Raw genomic sequence first — 16,307 nt, 5'->3', positions numbered from 1 at the left:
TGCGCAAACAGGACATCATTTTTGCCATCCTGAAGCAGCACGCGAAGAGTGGCGAAGATATCTTTGGCGACGGTGTGCTGGAGATTCTGCAGGATGGATTTGGTTTCCTCCGCTCCGCAGACAGCTCCTACCTCGCCGGCCCCGATGATATCTACGTTTCCCCCAGCCAAATCCGCCGTTTCAACCTCCGCACAGGTGACACCATTTCCGGTAAGATTCGTCCTCCTAAAGAGGGTGAGCGTTACTTTGCTCTGTTGAAAGTTAACGAAGTTAACTACGACAAGCCGGAAAATGCGCGTAATAAAATCCTGTTCGAGAACTTAACGCCGCTGCACGCGAATTCTCGTCTGCGTATGGAACGTGGAAATGGCTCCACCGAAGATTTAACGGCTCGCGTACTTGATTTGGCGTCGCCAATCGGTCGTGGCCAGCGCGGCCTGATTGTTGCCCCGCCGAAAGCCGGTAAAACCATGCTGCTGCAAAACATCGCACAGAGCATTGCGTACAACCACCCAGACTGCGTGCTGATGGTCCTGCTGATTGACGAACGTCCGGAAGAAGTGACCGAGATGCAGCGTCTGGTTAAGGGTGAAGTGGTAGCTTCCACCTTTGACGAACCCGCTTCTCGCCACGTTCAGGTTGCGGAAATGGTTATCGAGAAGGCGAAGCGTCTGGTTGAGCATAAAAAAGACGTTATCATTCTGCTCGACTCCATCACTCGTCTGGCTCGTGCCTACAACACCGTCGTACCGGCTTCCGGTAAAGTTCTGACCGGTGGTGTGGACGCTAACGCCCTGCATCGTCCGAAGCGCTTCTTCGGTGCGGCACGTAACGTGGAAGAGGGCGGCAGCCTGACCATCATCGCGACGGCGCTTATCGATACAGGCTCCAAAATGGACGAAGTTATCTACGAAGAGTTTAAAGGCACCGGTAACATGGAGCTCCACCTCTCTCGTAAGATTGCTGAGAAGCGTGTCTTCCCGGCTATCGACTACAACCGTTCCGGTACCCGTAAAGAAGAGCTGCTCACCACTCAGGAAGAGCTGCAGAAAATGTGGATCCTGCGCAAAATCATCCATCCAATGGGTGAAATCGACGCAATGGAGTTCCTCATTAATAAGCTGGCGATGACCAAAACCAACGACGATTTCTTCGATATGATGAAGCGTTCGTAAGTCTTCTGACGCTGATAAATGCCACGCAGTCGCGTGGCATTTTTGTTTTTAGCGCACGGCGATCAAACCGGCGAAAAAGGCCCATAAGGGATGAGTTTTTTGAGGTGTTAGGGTTGATGTCGTCATTTCTGGCTAAAATTACAACAATCCCCTTAAAACTCAGTCGTATTCCTCTTCAGGCGAGCGGCTATCGTGAGTATACTTTCGCTAATAATTTTTCCAGAGAGCACCAATTGTGAATTTACTGACCGCCAGTACTGATCTGATCAGTATTTTTTTGTTCACAACCCTGTTCCTTTTTTTCGCCCGCAAGGTCGCTAAAAAGGTCGGACTGGTGGATAAACCCAACTACCGTAAACGTCATCAAGGATTGATCCCTCTGGTTGGCGGCATCTCAGTGTATGCAGGGATATGCTTCACGTTTGCAATCGTTAACGCCTACATACCCCATGCCATGCTCTATTTGGCCTGCGCGGGTGTGCTGGTATTCATTGGCGCACTGGATGACCGATTCGATATCAGCGTAAAAATCCGGGCGACTGTTCAGGCGTTGATAGGCATTGTCATGATGTTTGTCGGCAATCTGCACCTGATGAGCCTGGGCTATATTTTTGGCTCATGGGAGCTGGTTTTAGGGCCATTCGGTTATTTCCTGACGTTGTTTGCCGTCTGGGCCGCGATTAACGCCTTCAACATGGTCGATGGTATCGATGGCCTGCTGGGCGGACTTTCCTGCGTGTCCTTTGCCGCGATGGGCCTCATCCTGTGGTTCGACGGGCAGACCAGCCTCGCGATGTGGTGCTTTGCGATGATCGCCGCGATTGTGCCTTACATCATGCTCAACCTTGGCATTCTGGGCCGTCGCTATAAAGTCTTCATGGGTGATGCTGGCAGTACCTTAATCGGCTTCACCGTCATCTGGATCCTCCTGGAAACCACGCAGGGGAAAACGCACCCGATTAGCCCGGTCACGGCGCTGTGGATTATCGCGATCCCGCTGATGGATATGGTGGCGATAATGTATCGCCGTCTGCGCAAAGGGATGAGCCCGTTCTCTCCTGACCGCCAGCATATCCACCACCTGATCATGCGTGCAGGGTTTACCTCCCGGCAGGCATTTGTGCTTATCACCCTCGCGGCAGCGCTGTTAGCGGGAATTGGCGTGTTGGGCGAATACACCCACATTGTTCCTGAATGGGGCATGCTGATCCTGTTTTTAGTGGCGTTTTTCCTGTACGGCTACTGTATTAAACGTGCATGGAAAGTGGCGCGCTTTATCAAACGCGTGAAGCGCAGAATGCGCCGTAAAAGTACGACACGTCCAACCTAACCCCAACAATCTGGAAGAGCGATGACACAACAATTACCGGGAGCAAACTCAGTGAACGCTGAAAATGAACTGGATATTCGCGGTCTGTTTCGTACGTTATGGGCGGGAAAACGCTGGATTGTCGGCATTGCATTTCTGTTTGCTCTGATTGTGCTCATCTACACCTTCTTCGCCCGGCAGGAGTGGAGCGCGACGGCGATTACCGATCGCCCAACGGTGAATATGCTGGGCGGTTACTACTCTCAGCAGCAGTTTCTCCGCAACCTGGACATTAAAGCCAATCTCGCCTCCACCGATCAGCCTTCGGTGATGGATGAATCCTACAAAGAGTTCATCATGCAGTTGGCTTCCTGGGATACCCGCCGTGAATTCTGGCTGCAAACGGATTACTACAAACAGCGTAAATCGGGCAATGCCCGAGCAGATGCTGCGCTGCTTGATGACCAAATCAACGACATCGTGTTTACCCCGGGCGATGTGCTCAAAAACGTCAACGACAGCGTGAAGCTGGTCGCTGAAACGGCACCGGATGCCAACAACCTCCTGCGCCAGTATGTGGCGTTTGCCAGCGAGCGTGCCGCAGGCCATCTGAACGATGAACTGAAAGGGGCCTGGGCGGCGCGCACCGTGCAGATGAAAGCTCAGGTGAAGCGTGAGGAAGAGGCCGCACAGTCAATCTTCGACAGACGCATTCACAGCGTTCAGGAAGCGTTGAAAGTGGCTCAGCAGAACAATATCTCACGCAGCGAAACCGATGTGCCGGTGGGCGAACTTCCTGATTCTGAACTCTTCCTTCTGGGGCGTCCGATGCTTCAGGCGCGTCTGGAGAATCTGCAATCCGTCGGTCCGGAATTTGATCTCGACTATGATCAAAACCGGGCGATGCTGACGACGCTGAGTGTAGGTCCAACCTTAGACAGCCATTTTCAGACCTATCGTTATTTGCGTACGCCAGAAGAACCGGTAAAACGCGACAGTCCTCGCCGCGTCTTTCTGATGGTGATGTGGGGCATTGTGGGGGCTCTGATTGGCGCAGGTGTTGCGCTGGCTCGTCGTCGTCCTCAGTAACAGCACCATCCTGATGAAGGCGTAAGCCTTCATCGTCTACCAAAGAGAATCGATGTGAAAGTACTGACCGTATTTGGCACACGTCCGGAGGCGATCAAGATGGCGCCGCTGGTTCATGCGTTGGCAAAGGATCCTCATTTCGAGGCGAAAGTTTGCGTCACCGCACAGCATCGGGAAATGCTGGATCAGGTGTTAAAACTGTTTTCCATCGTGCCTGACTACGATCTCAATATCATGAGCCCGGGACAGGGGCTCACGGAGATCACCTGCCGAATTTTGCAGGGGCTAAAACCGGTACTCGAATCCTTCAAACCCGATGTTGTGCTGGTACATGGCGACACTACTACGACGGTTGCTGCAAGCCTTGCAGCGTTTTACCAGCGCATTCCCGTTGGGCATGTTGAAGCCGGTTTACGCACTGGCGACCTTTATTCGCCGTGGCCGGAAGAAGCCAACCGCACGCTGACCGGTCACTTAGCGATGTACCATTTCGCGCCAACGGAAAATTCACGCCAAAATCTGCTGCGTGAAAACCTTTCTGACCGCAACATTTTTATCACCGGCAACACGGTGATTGATGCCTTGCTGTGGGTTCGCGACAGAGTGCTCAGCGATGAGGCATTACGCGCAAACCTGGCCGAACGCTACCCTTTCCTGAATCACGACAAAAAATTAATTCTGGTCACAGGCCATCGTCGGGAAAGCTTCGGGCGTGGATTTGAACAGATTTGCCAGGCGCTGGCGGAAATCGCCGCAGCGAATCCGGATGTGCAAATTGTTTACCCGGTGCACCTCAATCCGAATGTCAGTGAGCCGGTTAACCGAATTCTGGGCCATGTGGACAATGTCTTCCTCATTGAGCCGCAGGACTATCTTCCTTTCGTCTGGCTGATGAACCGCGCCTGGCTGATCCTCACTGATTCCGGTGGGATTCAGGAAGAAGCGCCTTCTCTTGGCAAGCCAGTACTGGTGATGCGTGAAACCACAGAACGCCCGGAGGCCGTTGAGGCGGGCACTGTGCGCCTGGTGGGCACCGACCGTCAGCGTATTGTTGATGAAGTCACGCGTCTGCTAAGAGACAAAGAGGAGTATCAGGCCATGAGCCACGCCCATAATCCTTATGGCGATGGACAGGCCTGCAGCCGCATTTTGTCAGCCCTTAAAAACAATCAGGTAACGCTATGAGTTTTTCGACCATTTCTGTGATTGGCCTCGGCTACATCGGCCTGCCGACGGCAGCGGCATTTGCCTCACGGCAAAAGCAAGTGGTAGGTGTGGATATCAATCAGCATGCGGTGGACACCATTAACCGCGGTGAAATTCATATCGTCGAACCCGACCTTGATAAAGTCGTGAAAGCGGCGGTTGCCGGGGGCTATCTCCGGGCCAGCACTTCGCCCGTTGAGGCCGATGCGTATCTTATTGCCGTGCCAACGCCGTTCAAAGGCGATCACGAGCCGGACATGGCCTACGTTGAGGCCGCCGCTAAATCCATTGCCCCGGTGCTGAAAAAAGGCGCGCTGGTGATTCTGGAGTCCACCTCACCGGTGGGGGCGACAGAGCAAATGGCGCAGTGGCTGGCTGAACTCCGCCAGGATTTGAGCTTCCCGCAGCAGGCGGGTGAACAGGCTGACGTCAATATCGCCTACTGTCCGGAGCGTGTGTTGCCAGGGCAGGTGATGGTGGAACTGATTAAAAACGACCGCGTGATTGGCGGCATGACGCCGGTATGTTCTGCCCGCGCCAGCGAGCTCTACAACATCTTCCTCGAAGGTGAGTGCGTGGTGACGAACGCCCGCACGGCGGAAATGTGCAAACTGACCGAAAACAGCTTCCGCGACGTTAACATTGCGTTTGCCAACGAGCTGTCGCTGATTTGTGCCGATCAGGGCATCAACGTCTGGGAACTGATTCGCCTCGCGAATCGTCACCCGCGCGTGAATATTTTGCAGCCGGGTCCAGGCGTGGGTGGGCACTGTATCGCCGTCGATCCCTGGTTTATCGTCGCGCAGAACCCGCAGCAGGCGCGCTTAATTCGCACTGCCCGCGAAGTGAACGATCACAAACCCCACTGGGTGATGAATCAGGTCAAAGCCACCGTTGCAGACTGTCTGACCGCCAGCGGTAAGCGTGCTGCTGACGTTACCATTGCCTGTTTTGGTCTGGCGTTTAAGCCGAACATTGACGACCTGCGTGAAAGCCCGGCGATGGAAATCGCAGAACTCATTGCCGACTGGCACAGCGGTGAAACGCTGGTGGTGGAGCCGAATATCCATCAGTTGCCGAAACAGCTGGCCGGGAAAGCGACCCTGGCAACCCTGCAGGATGCTCTCGCCAGCGCCGATGTGCTGGTGATGCTGGTTGATCATCAGCAGTTCAAAGCGATTGATGGCAACGCTGTCGCTCAGGCGTTCATCGTCGATACCAAAGGAGTCTGGCGTTGAAAAAAATCCTGATTACCGGTGGGGCGGGCTTTATCGGTTCCGCCGTGGTGCGTCACATCATCAATGACACGACTGACAGCGTAGTGGTTGTCGACAAGCTGACCTACGCCGGTAATCTTGCCTCGCTGGCGCCCGTCGCACAAAGCGAGCGTTTTGCTTTCGAGCAGGTTGATATTTGCGATCGCCAGGCGCTGGATCGGGTCTTTGCTCAGCATCAACCTGACCTGGTGATGCACCTGGCTGCGGAAAGCCATGTCGACCGTTCGATTGACGGCCCGGCTGCTTTTATCGAAACCAACATTGTCGGGACTTATACGCTGCTGGAAGCAACACGCGCCTGGTGGAATCAGCTGGAGGCAGCAAAAAAGAACGCCTTCCGTTTTCATCACATTTCCACGGATGAGGTGTACGGCGACCTGCACGGCAGCGATGATTTCTTCACTGAAACAACCCCTTATGCGCCGAGCAGTCCTTACTCCGCTTCAAAAGCGGGAAGCGACCATCTGGTTCGAGCGTGGCTGCGTACCTACGGCCTGCCCACGTTGGTGACTAACTGTTCCAACAATTACGGCCCTTACCATTTCCCGGAGAAGCTGATCCCGCTGACCATCCTGAATGCGTTGTCGGGCAAACCTCTGCCGGTTTACGGCAACGGCCAGCAAATTCGTGACTGGCTGTATGTGGAAGATCATGCGCGAGCACTTTACCGCGTGGTGACCACCGGTGTGGTGGGCGAAACGTACAACATCGGCGGTCATAACGAGCGCAAGAACATTGACGTTGTGCAGACTATTTGCGCGCTGCTGGAAGAGTTGGTGCCACAAAAACCTCAGGGTGTGGCGCACTATAAAGACCTGATCACGTTTGTCACCGACAGACCTGGGCACGATGTTCGCTACGCCATCGATGCCGCGAAAATCGAACGCGAGCTGGGCTGGACGCCGGATGAAACCTTCGAAAGCGGCATGCGCAAAACCGTGCAGTGGTATTTGGCCCACGAAGTCTGGTGGAAACAGGTGCTGGATGGCAGCTATCAGGGCGAGCGTCTGGGCCTGAAAGGCTAACCCTCCCGGGAGGACAAATGAAAGGTATTATTCTGGCTGGCGGTTCCGGCACACGTTTACACCCGATTACGCGAGGTGTGTCGAAACAGCTGCTGCCTGTTTACGATAAACCGATGATTTATTACCCGTTGTCCGTACTGATGCTGGCGGGGATTCGGGAAATTTTGATCATCACCACCCCGGAAGATAAAAGCTATTTCCAGCGCCTGTTGGGCGATGGCTCAGAGTTTGGCATCGAATTGCATTATGCCGAACAGCCGAGCCCGGATGGCCTCGCGCAGGCTTTTATCATCGGGGAAACCTTCCTTGCAGGCCAGCCGTCCTGTCTGGTGCTCGGGGATAACATCTTCTTTGGTCAGGGTTTCAGCCCAAAACTGCGCAGCGTTGCAGCGCGTACGGAAGGGGCGACCGTCTTCGGTTATCAGGTGATGGACCCCGAACGCTTCGGCGTGGTGGAGTTCGACGACAACTTCCGCGCGCTCTCACTGGAAGAAAAACCGAAAGAGCCCAAATCCAATTGGGCGGTGACCGGGCTCTACTTCTACGACAGTAACGTCGTGGAATACGCCAAACGCGTCAAACCGTCCGAGCGCGGCGAGCTGGAAATTACCTCCATCAACCAGATGTATCTTGAAGACGGCAAACTCACGGTCGAACTGTTAGGCCGTGGTTTTGCCTGGCTGGATACCGGCACGCACGACAGCCTGATTGAAGCGAGTACCTTTGTGCAGACGGTGGAAAAACGTCAGGGCTTTAAAATTGCTTGCCTGGAAGAGATAGCCTGGCGAAACGGCTGGCTCGATGACGAAGGCGTAAAACGCGCCGCCACGCAGCTGGCCAAAACCGGCTACGGCCAATATCTGCTGGAGTTACTTCGTGCCCGTCCGCGCCAGTATTGAGCCTCTCCACTGGGAGAATCACTTCTTCGGCGTCAACAGCGCCATCGTGCGTTTTAGCGACGAAGCCGGGGAATTGACAGACTCCGCGCTGGCAGGCTGGTCGCGCGTTCAGGCGAAAATCCCGGCGCATCGCACGGACTGGCTGGATGCTTTGCAGCGCCTGGGCTTTCATCTTGTTGAAGGTGAAGTGGATTTGACGTTGCCGGCGGTGGCCTGTGCCGATCCGCAACCTGAGATAGCCACTGAAAGCGATATTCCGCGCTTGCGTGAATTAGCGGCCCAGGCCTTTGCTCAGAGCCGCTTTCGCACGCCCTGGTATGCGGAAGGGGCCAGCGGGCGTTTCTACGCGCAGTGGATTGAAAATGCCGTTCGCGGCACGTTCGATCACCAGTGTTTGATTTTCAGGGATGAGGGCGAGGATATTCACGCTTTTGTCTCCCTTCGTCAGTTAAACGAAAGCGAAGCGCGCATTGGCTTGCTGGCCGGGCGTGGCGCAGGACAAAAGTTGATGCAGGCGGCGATACGCTGGGCGAGTCAACGCCGTCTGACAACGCTGCGAGTGGCAACCCAAATGGGCAACGCCGCTGCACTTAAACTCTACATTGCCAGTGGTGCCACGATTGAGAGCACTGCCTGGTGGTTATACAGGTGACACGATGATTCCTTTTAACGCTCCGCCGGTAGTCGGCACCGAACTGGATTACATGCAGTCTGCCATGGGCAGCGGTAAGCTCTGTGGCGACGGTGGTTTTACCCGCCGCTGCCAGCAGTGGATGGAACAGCGCTTCGGCAGCGCCAAAGTCTTGCTGACGCCGTCCTGTACTGCTTCACTGGAAATGGCCGCGCTGTTGCTGGATATCCAGCCGGGTGACGAAGTGATCATGCCGAGCTACACGTTTGTCTCGACCGCCAATGCGTTTGTGCTGCGTGGGGCAAAAATCGTGTTTGTCGACGTGCGCCGTGACTCCATGAATATCGATGAGACGCTGATTGAAGCGGCCATCACCGACAAAACCCGCGCTATCGTGCCGGTTCACTATGCGGGTGTGGCCTGTGAAATGGACACCATCATGGCGATTGCCAAAAAGCACAATCTGTTCGTCGTCGAAGATGCCGCACAGGGCGTGATGTCGACCTACAAAGGTCGGGCGCTCGGCTCCATCGGGCACATTGGCTGCTTTAGCTTCCACGAAACCAAAAACTACACCGCAGGTGGAGAAGGCGGCGCAACGCTGATTAACGATAAAGCGCTGGTGGAACGGGCGGAAATCATTCGTGAAAAAGGCACCAACCGCAGCCAGTTCTTCCGTGGGCAGGTGGACAAGTACACCTGGCGTGATATCGGGTCGAGCTACCTGATGGCCGATTTGCAGGCCGCCTATCTTTGGGCGCAGCTTGAAGCGGCAGATCGCATCAACCAGCAGCGCTTAAGCCTGTGGCAAACCTATTACGACGCGCTGAAGCCGCTGGCAGAAGCCGGGCGAATTGAGCTGCCAACCCTTCCGGCCGACTGCGTACACAACGCGCATATGTTCTACATCAAGCTGCGTGATGAAGACGATCGCAGCAAGCTCATTGCCTGGCTGAAAGAGGCAGAGATCCTGGCGGTGTTCCATTACATCCCGCTGCACTCTTCACCTGCGGGTAAAGCGTTTGGTGAGTTCAAAGGTGAAGATCGTTTCACCACGCAAGAAAGTGAGCGTTTACTACGCCTGCCGCTGTTCTACAATCTGTCTACTGTTAATCAGCGCACGGTGATCAACTCGCTGCTGAGCTATTTCGCCTGATATGTCACTGGCAAAAGCTTCAATCTGGACCGCCGCCAGCACGCTGGTAAAAATTGGCGCTGGCCTGCTGGTGGTTAAACTGCTGGCGGTCGCTTATGGCCCGTCCGGCGTCGGCCAGGCGGGTAACTTCCGCCAGCTGGTTACGGTACTGGGCGTGCTGGCTGGCGCAGGTATCTTCAATGGCGTGACCAAATATGTCGCGCAATACCACGATAATCCTGAGCAACTGCGCAAAGTCGTGGGCACCTCTTCAGCGATGGTGCTGGGGTTTTCCACGCTGCTGGCTGTCATCTTCTTGTTGGCTGCGGCACCCATCAGCCAGGGCCTGTTTGGGCACACGCATTATCAAGGGCTGGTGCGCCTGGTCGCCCTGGTGCAAATGGGTATCGCCTGGGCGAATTTGCTGCTGGCTCTGCTGAAAGGCTTTCGCGATGCGTCCGGAAACGCACTGGCGCTGATTGCCGGGAGCCTCATCGGCGTGGCGGCTTATTTTATAAGCTGGCATTTTGGCGGTTATGAAGGCGCATTGCTGGGCCTGGCGCTGGTGCCTGCTTTAGTGGTTCTCCCGGCAGGCATCATGCTGGCGAAGCGAAAAGTGATTTCGTTTTCCTGGTTAAAACCAAAGTGGGATACTTTCCTGGCGGGCCAGCTCGGCAAATTTACCCTGATGGCGCTGATCACCTCGGTAACGTTGCCAGTGGCGTACGTCATGATGCGAAACCTGCTGGCGGCGCATTACAGCTGGGATGAAGTGGGGATCTGGCAGGGTGTCAGCAGTATTTCAGACGCTTATTTGCAGTTTATTACCGCCTCGTTTAGCGTCTATCTGTTACCTACTTTATCCCGGTTAACGGCGAAAGCTGATATCACCCGCGAAATCGTCAAATCGCTGAAGTTTGTGCTTCCGGCTGTGGCGGCCGCAAGCCTGACCGTCTGGCTGCTGCGCGACTTCGCCATCTGGCTGCTGTTTTCGGCGAAGTTTACCGCGATGCGCGATCTCTTCGCCTGGCAACTGGTGGGCGACGTCCTGAAAGTGGGTGCTTACGTCTACGGCTATCTGGTGATCGCCAAAGCGTCGCTGCGGTTTTATATTTTGACGGAGATCAGCCAGTTTGCGCTGCTGACCGCGTTTTCTCACTGGCTGATCCCGGTTCACGGCGCGTTGGGCGCAGCACAGGCCTACATGGCTACTTACATTGTTTATTTTGCGCTGTGTAGCGGCGTATTTTTAATCTGGCGTAAACGGGCATGACTGCACTGATACACGTTTTGGGATCGGATATCCCGCACCACAACCAGACCGTACTGCGGTTCTTCAACGATGAGCTTGCGGGCTCAGGGCAGCACGCCCGTGAATTTATGGTGGTGGGAACGGAGAAGGGACAACATGAAGCCTACCCGGCGCTCACGCTGAGCTTTTATGCCAGCAAGAAAGCGTTGGCCGATGCGGTTCTCGCGAAAGCAAAAGCGAATCGCTCTCAGCGCTTCTTTTTCCACGGGCAGTTCAATTTCGGCCTGTGGCTGGCGCTGCTGTCGGGTGGCATTAAGCCGGCCCAGTTTAACTGGCATATCTGGGGAGCCGATCTGTATGAAGTTTCCCGGGGCCTGAAATTCCGTCTGTTCTACCCACTGCGTCGCCTGGCGCAAGGGCGTGTTGGCAGAGTGTTTGCCACGCGTGGCGATCTCAATACCTTTGCCCGGCAGCATCCGCGTGTGAAAAGTGAATTGCTTTATTTCCCGACGCGCATGGACCCGACATTAAATGAGATGAGCATAGCTTCTCGTGAGGGCGATGTGCTGACCGTGCTGGTGGGCAATTCGGGCGACCGCAGTAACGATCATGTCGCCGCCCTGAAGGCCATCCATGAACAGTTTGGCGACACCGTTAACGTCGTCGTCCCGATGGGCTATCCGGCAAATAATGACGACTACATTCGTGAAGTCCGTGCCGCAGGGGAAGCGCTGTTCAGCCCGGAACACCTGAACATACTCGACCAGAAACTTGAGTTTAACGACTATCTGGCGCTGTTGCGCCGTTGCGATCTGGGGTACTTCCTGTTCCCACGCCAGCAAGGTATTGGCACGCTTTGTTTGCTGATTCAGGCGGGGATCCCGTGCGTTCTGAATCGCGAAAATCCCTTCTGGCAGGATATGACGGAACAGCACATTCCGGTGCTGTTCACCGCCGACAAGCTTGATGTTGCCGTCGTGCGCGAAGCTCAGCGTCAGCTGGAAAGCGTGGATAAAACGCAGATAGCTTTCTTTCGCCCCAATTATCTTGAACCGTGGCACCGTGCGCTGCAGCTAGCGGCAGGAGAATCGCAATGAGCCTGATGCAGTTTACCGGCCTGCTGGTGGTGTGGCTGTTCTCGTCGCTGTTTATTGCCACGCTGACCTGGTTTGAGTTTCGTCGCGTACGCTTTAACTTCAATGTCTTTTTCTCGCTGCTTTTCCTGCTGACGTTTTTCTTCGGCTTCCCGCTGTCGATGACGCTGGTATTCCGTTTTGACGTCGGCGTGGCGCCGCCGGAGATCTTGCTTCAGGCATTGTTGTCGGCGGCGTGCTTCTACGCGATTTACTACGTGACCTATAAAACTCGCCTGCGTGCTGCCCGTTCGCAGAGTGAACGCCGCCCGTTATTTACCCTTAACCGGGTGGAAGCCCATCTGACGTGGCTGATGCTGGCGCTGATTGCGCTGGTGAGCGTCGGCATTTTCTTTGCCCACAACGGTTTTCTGCTGTTTAAGCTGCACTCCTACAGCCAGATTTTCTCCAGTGAAGTCTCTGGCGTGGCCCTGAAGCGCTTTTTTTACTTCTTCATTCCAGCGATGCTGGTGGTCTATTTCCTGCGCCAGGACAGCAAAGCGTGGATTTTCTTCCTCGTCAGCACCGTGGCTTTTGGTTTATTAACCTATGTGATCGTCGGCGGCACCCGCGCCAACATCATTATCGCCTTCGCTATCTTCCTGTTCATTGGCATCATTCGCGGTTGGATCTCGTTATGGATGCTGGCGGCGGCAGGCGTGATGGGGATCGTCGGCATGTTCTGGCTGGCGCTGAAGCGTTATGGCATGAACGTCAGCGGTGATGAAGCGTTCTACACCTTCCTGTATCTCACGCGCGACACCTTCTCGCCGTGGGAGAACCTGGCGCTGCTGCTGCAAAATTACGACAAAATCGATTTCCAGGGGCTGGCCCCGATTGTGCGCGACTTCTACGTGTTCATCCCGACCTGGCTGTGGCCAGACAGACCCGGGATTGTGCTCAATACCGCCAACTACTTTACCTGGGAAGTCCTGAATAACCATTCCGGGCTGGCGATTTCACCCACGCTTATCGGCTCGCTGGTGGTGATGGGCGGCGCGTGGTTTATTCCACTGGGCGCGGTGGTTGTGGGGTTAATCATTAAATGGTTCGACTGGCTCTATCTGCTCGGCAACCGCGAAACGAACCGCTATAAAGCGGCCATTCTGCACAGTTTCTGTTTTGGGGCTATCTTCAACATGATTGTGCTGGCGCGAGAGGGGCTGGACTCGTTTGTCTCCCGCGTGGTCTTTTTCCTGGTGATTTTCGGGCTCTGCCTGCTGATTGCCAAATTGCTTTACTGGCTGCTGGACTGTGCCGGGCTTGTTCACAAGCGCGTAAGCACACAGCCGCAACCTCTGGTTTGAGAAGGAAACACATGACGGATTCGACAGCAGCACCGCTTTACACCGTGCGTGGGCTGCAACTTATCGGCTGGCGGGATATGCAGCATGCGCTCGATTATCTCTACGCCGACGGGGAAATGAAGCAGGGCACGCTGGTTGCCATCAATGCGGAGAAAGTGCTGACGGCGGAAGACAATGCCGACGTGCGCACGCTGATTGAGGCGGCGGAGTTTAAGTATGCCGATGGCATCAGCGTTGTGCGTTCGATTCGCAAAAAATATCCGCAGGCCAATGTTTCACGCGTGGCGGGGGCTGATTTATGGGAAGCGCTGATGGCGCGAGCGGGCGCTGAAGGAACACCCGTCTTTCTGGTGGGTGGCAAGCCTGAAGTGCTGGCCCAGACGGAAGCGAAGCTTCGCCAGCAGTGGAACGTCAACATCGTGGGCAGCCAGAATGGCTACTTCAAAGCCGAGGACAGGGCGGCGCTGTTTGAGCGCATTCATGCCAGCGGAGCGAAAATTGTCACGGTGGCCATGGGGTCGCCAAAGCAAGAAATCTTTATGCGTGATTGCCGCGATGTTCATCCTGATGCGCTTTACATGGGCGTTGGCGGGACCTACGACGTCTTTACAGGTCACGTGAAGCGTGCGCCGAAAATCTGGCAACAGCTTGGCCTGGAGTGGCTGTATCGCTTGTTGTCCCAGCCGAGCCGCATCAGCCGTCAGTTACGCTTACTGCGTTACCTTCGCTGGCACTATTCCGGCAACCTCTGATCCCCTTCCGCTTTAACACTGTATTGCACAGTATTTGTGCAATACATTCGTATAATTAATACTTTGTTTGCCATTCCACCGATTTTATTCAACCATGCGCCCCTTATTTTTTCATAACAATAACCGGCACCGACCGGAACGTTGCAAATACATGAGGATCTATGGCTGAGAAACAATCGGCGCTACAGCGAGGGCTGGAAGCGCGACACATCGAATTAATCGCCCTCGGTGGCACCATTGGCGTGGGCCTGTTTATGGGCTCGGCAAGCACGCTGAAATGGGCTGGCCCGTCTGTCCTGTTGGCGTACATCATCGCCGGGTTGTTCGTGTTCTTCATCATGCGCTCGATGGGCGAAATGCTGTTCCTCGAACCGGTCACCGGCTCCTTCGCTGTCTACGCACATCGCTACATGAGCCCGTTCTTTGGCTATCTCACCGCCTGGTCGTACTGGTTTATGTGGATGGCGGTGGGGATATCCGAAATCACGGCGATTGGGGTGTACGTCCAGTTCTGGTTCCCTGATATGGCGCAATGGATCCCCGCGCTGATAGCCGTCGCGCTGGTCGCGTTAGCGAACCTTGCCGCCGTGCGTTTGTACGGCGAGCTGGAGTTCTGGTTTGCGATGATCAAAGTCACCACCATTATCGTGATGATTGTGGTCGGGCTGGGCGTCATTTTCTTTGGTTTCGGCAATGGCGGACAGTCGCTTGGTTTTGGCAATCTGACGGAACATGGCGGCTTTTTTGCGGGCGGATGGAAAGGCTTCCTGACTGCGCTTTGTATTGTCGTCGCTTCCTATCAGGGCGTTGAGCTGATTGGCATTACGGCGGGTGAGGCCAAAAATCCTCAGGTCACGCTGCGCAGCGCGGTGGGCAAGGTGCTGTGGCGCATCCTGATTTTCTATGTGGGCGCGATTTTCGTTATCGTCACCATTTTCCCGTGGAATGAAATTGGCACCACAGGCAGCCCGTTTGTCCTGACATTCGCGAAGATTGGCATTACCGCCGCGGCGGGGATCATCAACTTTGTGGTGCTGACGGCGGCGCTATCAGGGTGTAATAGCGGTATGTATAGCTGCGGGCGTATGCTCTACGCGCTGGCGAAGAATCGCCAATTACCCGCTAAGGTGGCGACGCTTTCCCGCAATGGCGTGCCGGTGGTGGGTGTTGCTGTGTCGATTGCCATTTTGCTGCTTGGGTCGTGCCTTAACTACCTTATTCCTAATCCACAGCGGGTGTTTGTCTATGTCTACAGCGCCAGCGTGCTGCCGGGCATGGTACCGTGGTTTGTTATCCTGATCAGCCAGCTGCGCTTCCGTGAGGCTCACAAGCAGGCGATGGTGAATCACCCGTTCCGCTCAGTGCTGTTCCCGTGGACGAACTACCTGACGATGGCGTTCCTGAAGTGCGTGCTGATCGGTATGGGATTCAATGAAGATACGCGCATGTCGTTGTTTGTTGGCATTCTCTTCCTGGCGGTGGTGACGGTGCTGTATAAGCTTTTGGGCCTTCATCGTGTCGGCGATCCGCAGAAAGTGAAGGAATAAACGACAAAATGCACAAAGCATGAGCAAACGAACATTTTATTTAAAAAGGCACTAGACAGCGGGGGGGGAAGTCCGTATTATCCGACCCCGCAACGGCGCTAAGCGCCCGTAGCTCAGCTGGATAGAGCGCTGCCCTCCGGAGGCAGAGGTCTCAGGTTCGAATCCTGTCGGGCGCACCATTAACCCGGTGTCGGAGCTGCGGTGGTTTATGACCGCGTAGAAAAGATTTTCAGTGGTGGCTATAGCTCAGTTGGTAGAGCCCTGGATTGTGATTCCAGTTGTCGTGGGTTCGAATCCCATTAGCCACCCCATTAATTTAAGAGTTTTATGGCAATGCGAAGGTGGCGGAATTGGTAGACGCGCTAGCTTCAGGTGTTAGTGTCCTTAGGATGTGGGGGTTCGAGTCCCCCCCCTCGCACCATAACTCTACAGAATTGAACTAAAAATTCAAAAAGCAGTACATCGGCGAGTAGCGCAGCTTGGTAGCGCAACTGGTTTGGGACCAGTGGGTCGGAGGTTCGAATCCTCTCTCGCCGACCAATTTTGAACCCCGCTTCGGCGGGGTTTTTT

14 protein-coding genes and 4 tRNA genes are annotated in these 16,307 nt (G+C 55.0%); all 18 read left to right on the top strand.

Features of this window, described 5'->3' with window-relative positions; genetic code table 11:
* Positions 1 to 1,175, top strand: a 1,175-nt coding sequence (gene rho / locus ACRCWW_RS19015; protein ID WP_438683779.1) for a transcription termination factor Rho, incomplete at its 5' end; no start/stop codon positions are given.
* A gap of 235 nt (positions 1,176 to 1,410) precedes the next feature.
* Positions 1,411 to 2,505, top strand: coding sequence for a UDP-N-acetylglucosamine--undecaprenyl-phosphate N-acetylglucosaminephosphotransferase (gene wecA, locus ACRCWW_RS19010; RefSeq protein WP_438683778.1), 1,095 nt, complete (start codon positions 1,411 to 1,413; stop codon positions 2,503 to 2,505).
* A 21-nt stretch (positions 2,506 to 2,526) separates the two neighbouring features.
* The gene (gene wzzE / locus ACRCWW_RS19005) at positions 2,527 to 3,573 is read left to right on the top strand and encodes an ECA polysaccharide chain length modulation protein (RefSeq protein WP_438683777.1); all 1,047 of its coding nucleotides are present in this window, start codon (positions 2,527 to 2,529) and stop codon (positions 3,571 to 3,573) included.
* 54 nt (positions 3,574 to 3,627) lie between these two features.
* Positions 3,628 to 4,758 carry a non-hydrolyzing UDP-N-acetylglucosamine 2-epimerase gene (wecB, locus tag ACRCWW_RS19000; RefSeq protein ID WP_438683776.1) on the top strand — a complete coding sequence of 377 codons (1,131 nt, stop codon included), beginning with the start codon at positions 3,628 to 3,630 and terminating at the stop codon, positions 4,756 to 4,758.
* Positions 4,755 to 6,017, top strand: coding sequence for a UDP-N-acetyl-D-mannosamine dehydrogenase (gene wecC / locus ACRCWW_RS18995; protein WP_438683775.1), 1,263 nt, complete (start codon positions 4,755 to 4,757; stop codon positions 6,015 to 6,017). Before wecB ends, wecC begins: the two co-directional genes overlap by 4 nt.
* Complete coding sequence (gene rffG, locus ACRCWW_RS18990) at positions 6,014 to 7,081, top strand: dTDP-glucose 4,6-dehydratase (protein WP_438683774.1); 1,068 nt, start codon at positions 6,014 to 6,016, stop codon at positions 7,079 to 7,081. Before wecC ends, rffG begins: the two co-directional genes overlap by 4 nt.
* Positions 7,082 to 7,098: 17 nt before the next feature.
* Positions 7,099 to 7,980 carry a glucose-1-phosphate thymidylyltransferase RfbA gene (rfbA, locus tag ACRCWW_RS18985; protein WP_438683773.1) on the top strand — a complete coding sequence of 294 codons (882 nt, stop codon included), beginning with the start codon at positions 7,099 to 7,101 and terminating at the stop codon, positions 7,978 to 7,980.
* On the top strand, positions 7,958 to 8,632 hold the full coding sequence (rffC, locus tag ACRCWW_RS18980; RefSeq protein ID WP_438683772.1) for a dTDP-4-amino-4,6-dideoxy-D-galactose acyltransferase: 675 nt from the start codon (positions 7,958 to 7,960) through the stop codon (positions 8,630 to 8,632). The genes rfbA and rffC overlap by 23 nt, the downstream gene beginning before the upstream one ends.
* 4 nt (positions 8,633 to 8,636) lie before the next feature.
* Positions 8,637 to 9,767, top strand: coding sequence for a dTDP-4-amino-4,6-dideoxygalactose transaminase (rffA, locus tag ACRCWW_RS18975; protein ID WP_438683771.1), 1,131 nt, complete (start codon positions 8,637 to 8,639; stop codon positions 9,765 to 9,767).
* 1 nt (position 9,768) lies between these two features.
* On the top strand, positions 9,769 to 11,019 hold the full coding sequence (wzxE, locus tag ACRCWW_RS18970) for a lipid III flippase WzxE (RefSeq protein ID WP_438683770.1): 1,251 nt from the start codon (positions 9,769 to 9,771) through the stop codon (positions 11,017 to 11,019).
* On the top strand, positions 11,016 to 12,095 hold the full coding sequence (locus ACRCWW_RS18965) for a TDP-N-acetylfucosamine:lipid II N-acetylfucosaminyltransferase (RefSeq protein WP_438683769.1): 1,080 nt from the start codon (positions 11,016 to 11,018) through the stop codon (positions 12,093 to 12,095). Before wzxE ends, ACRCWW_RS18965 begins: the two co-directional genes overlap by 4 nt.
* Positions 12,092 to 13,438, top strand: a complete 1,347-nt coding sequence (gene wzyE / locus ACRCWW_RS18960) for an ECA oligosaccharide polymerase (protein ID WP_438683768.1) — start codon at positions 12,092 to 12,094, stop codon at positions 13,436 to 13,438. The genes ACRCWW_RS18965 and wzyE overlap by 4 nt, the downstream gene beginning before the upstream one ends.
* Before the next feature lie 11 nt (positions 13,439 to 13,449).
* Positions 13,450 to 14,190, top strand: a complete 741-nt coding sequence (gene wecG, locus ACRCWW_RS18955) for a lipopolysaccharide N-acetylmannosaminouronosyltransferase (RefSeq protein ID WP_438683767.1) — start codon at positions 13,450 to 13,452, stop codon at positions 14,188 to 14,190.
* Between the two features lie 161 nt (positions 14,191 to 14,351).
* On the top strand, positions 14,352 to 15,737 hold the full coding sequence (gene thrP / locus ACRCWW_RS18950; RefSeq protein WP_438683766.1) for a bifunctional threonine/serine APC transporter ThrP: 1,386 nt from the start codon (positions 14,352 to 14,354) through the stop codon (positions 15,735 to 15,737).
* A gap of 102 nt (positions 15,738 to 15,839) precedes the next feature.
* A tRNA-Arg gene (locus ACRCWW_RS18945) sits at positions 15,840 to 15,916 on the top strand.
* Positions 15,917 to 15,972: 56 nt separating this feature from the next.
* A tRNA-His gene (locus ACRCWW_RS18940) sits at positions 15,973 to 16,048 on the top strand.
* 24 nt (positions 16,049 to 16,072) lie between these two features.
* A tRNA-Leu gene (locus tag ACRCWW_RS18935) sits at positions 16,073 to 16,158 on the top strand.
* 42 nt (positions 16,159 to 16,200) lie between these two features.
* Positions 16,201 to 16,277, top strand: a tRNA-Pro gene (locus ACRCWW_RS18930).
* Positions 16,278 to 16,307: the final 30 nt, after the last annotated feature.

The organism is Scandinavium sp. (assembly GCF_051650185.1).
In the GTDB taxonomy this organism is placed as follows: Bacteria; Pseudomonadota; Gammaproteobacteria; order Enterobacterales; family Enterobacteriaceae; genus Scandinavium.
Note: the sequence above shows the minus strand (reverse complement) of the source record. Positions and strands in the feature narration are given on the sequence as shown.

Excerpts from the sequence above, each read along its gene's own strand:
- wzzE (WP_438683777.1), top strand. The coding sequence starts at position 2,527 with ATGACACAACAATTACCGGGAGCAAACTCAGTGAACGCTGAAAATGAA.
- wecC (WP_438683775.1), top strand. The coding sequence starts at position 4,755 with ATGAGTTTTTCGACCATTTCTGTGATTGGCCTCGGCTACATCGGCCTG.
- rfbA (WP_438683773.1), top strand. The coding sequence starts at position 7,099 with ATGAAAGGTATTATTCTGGCTGGCGGTTCCGGCACACGTTTACACCCG.
- rffA (WP_438683771.1), top strand. The coding sequence starts at position 8,637 with ATGATTCCTTTTAACGCTCCGCCGGTAGTCGGCACCGAACTGGATTAC.
- wzxE (WP_438683770.1), top strand. The coding sequence starts at position 9,769 with ATGTCACTGGCAAAAGCTTCAATCTGGACCGCCGCCAGCACGCTGGTA.
- ACRCWW_RS18965 (WP_438683769.1), top strand. The coding sequence starts at position 11,016 with ATGACTGCACTGATACACGTTTTGGGATCGGATATCCCGCACCACAAC.
- wzyE (WP_438683768.1), top strand. The coding sequence starts at position 12,092 with ATGAGCCTGATGCAGTTTACCGGCCTGCTGGTGGTGTGGCTGTTCTCG.
- wecG (WP_438683767.1), top strand. The coding sequence starts at position 13,450 with ATGACGGATTCGACAGCAGCACCGCTTTACACCGTGCGTGGGCTGCAA.
- thrP (WP_438683766.1), top strand. The coding sequence starts at position 14,352 with ATGGCTGAGAAACAATCGGCGCTACAGCGAGGGCTGGAAGCGCGACAC.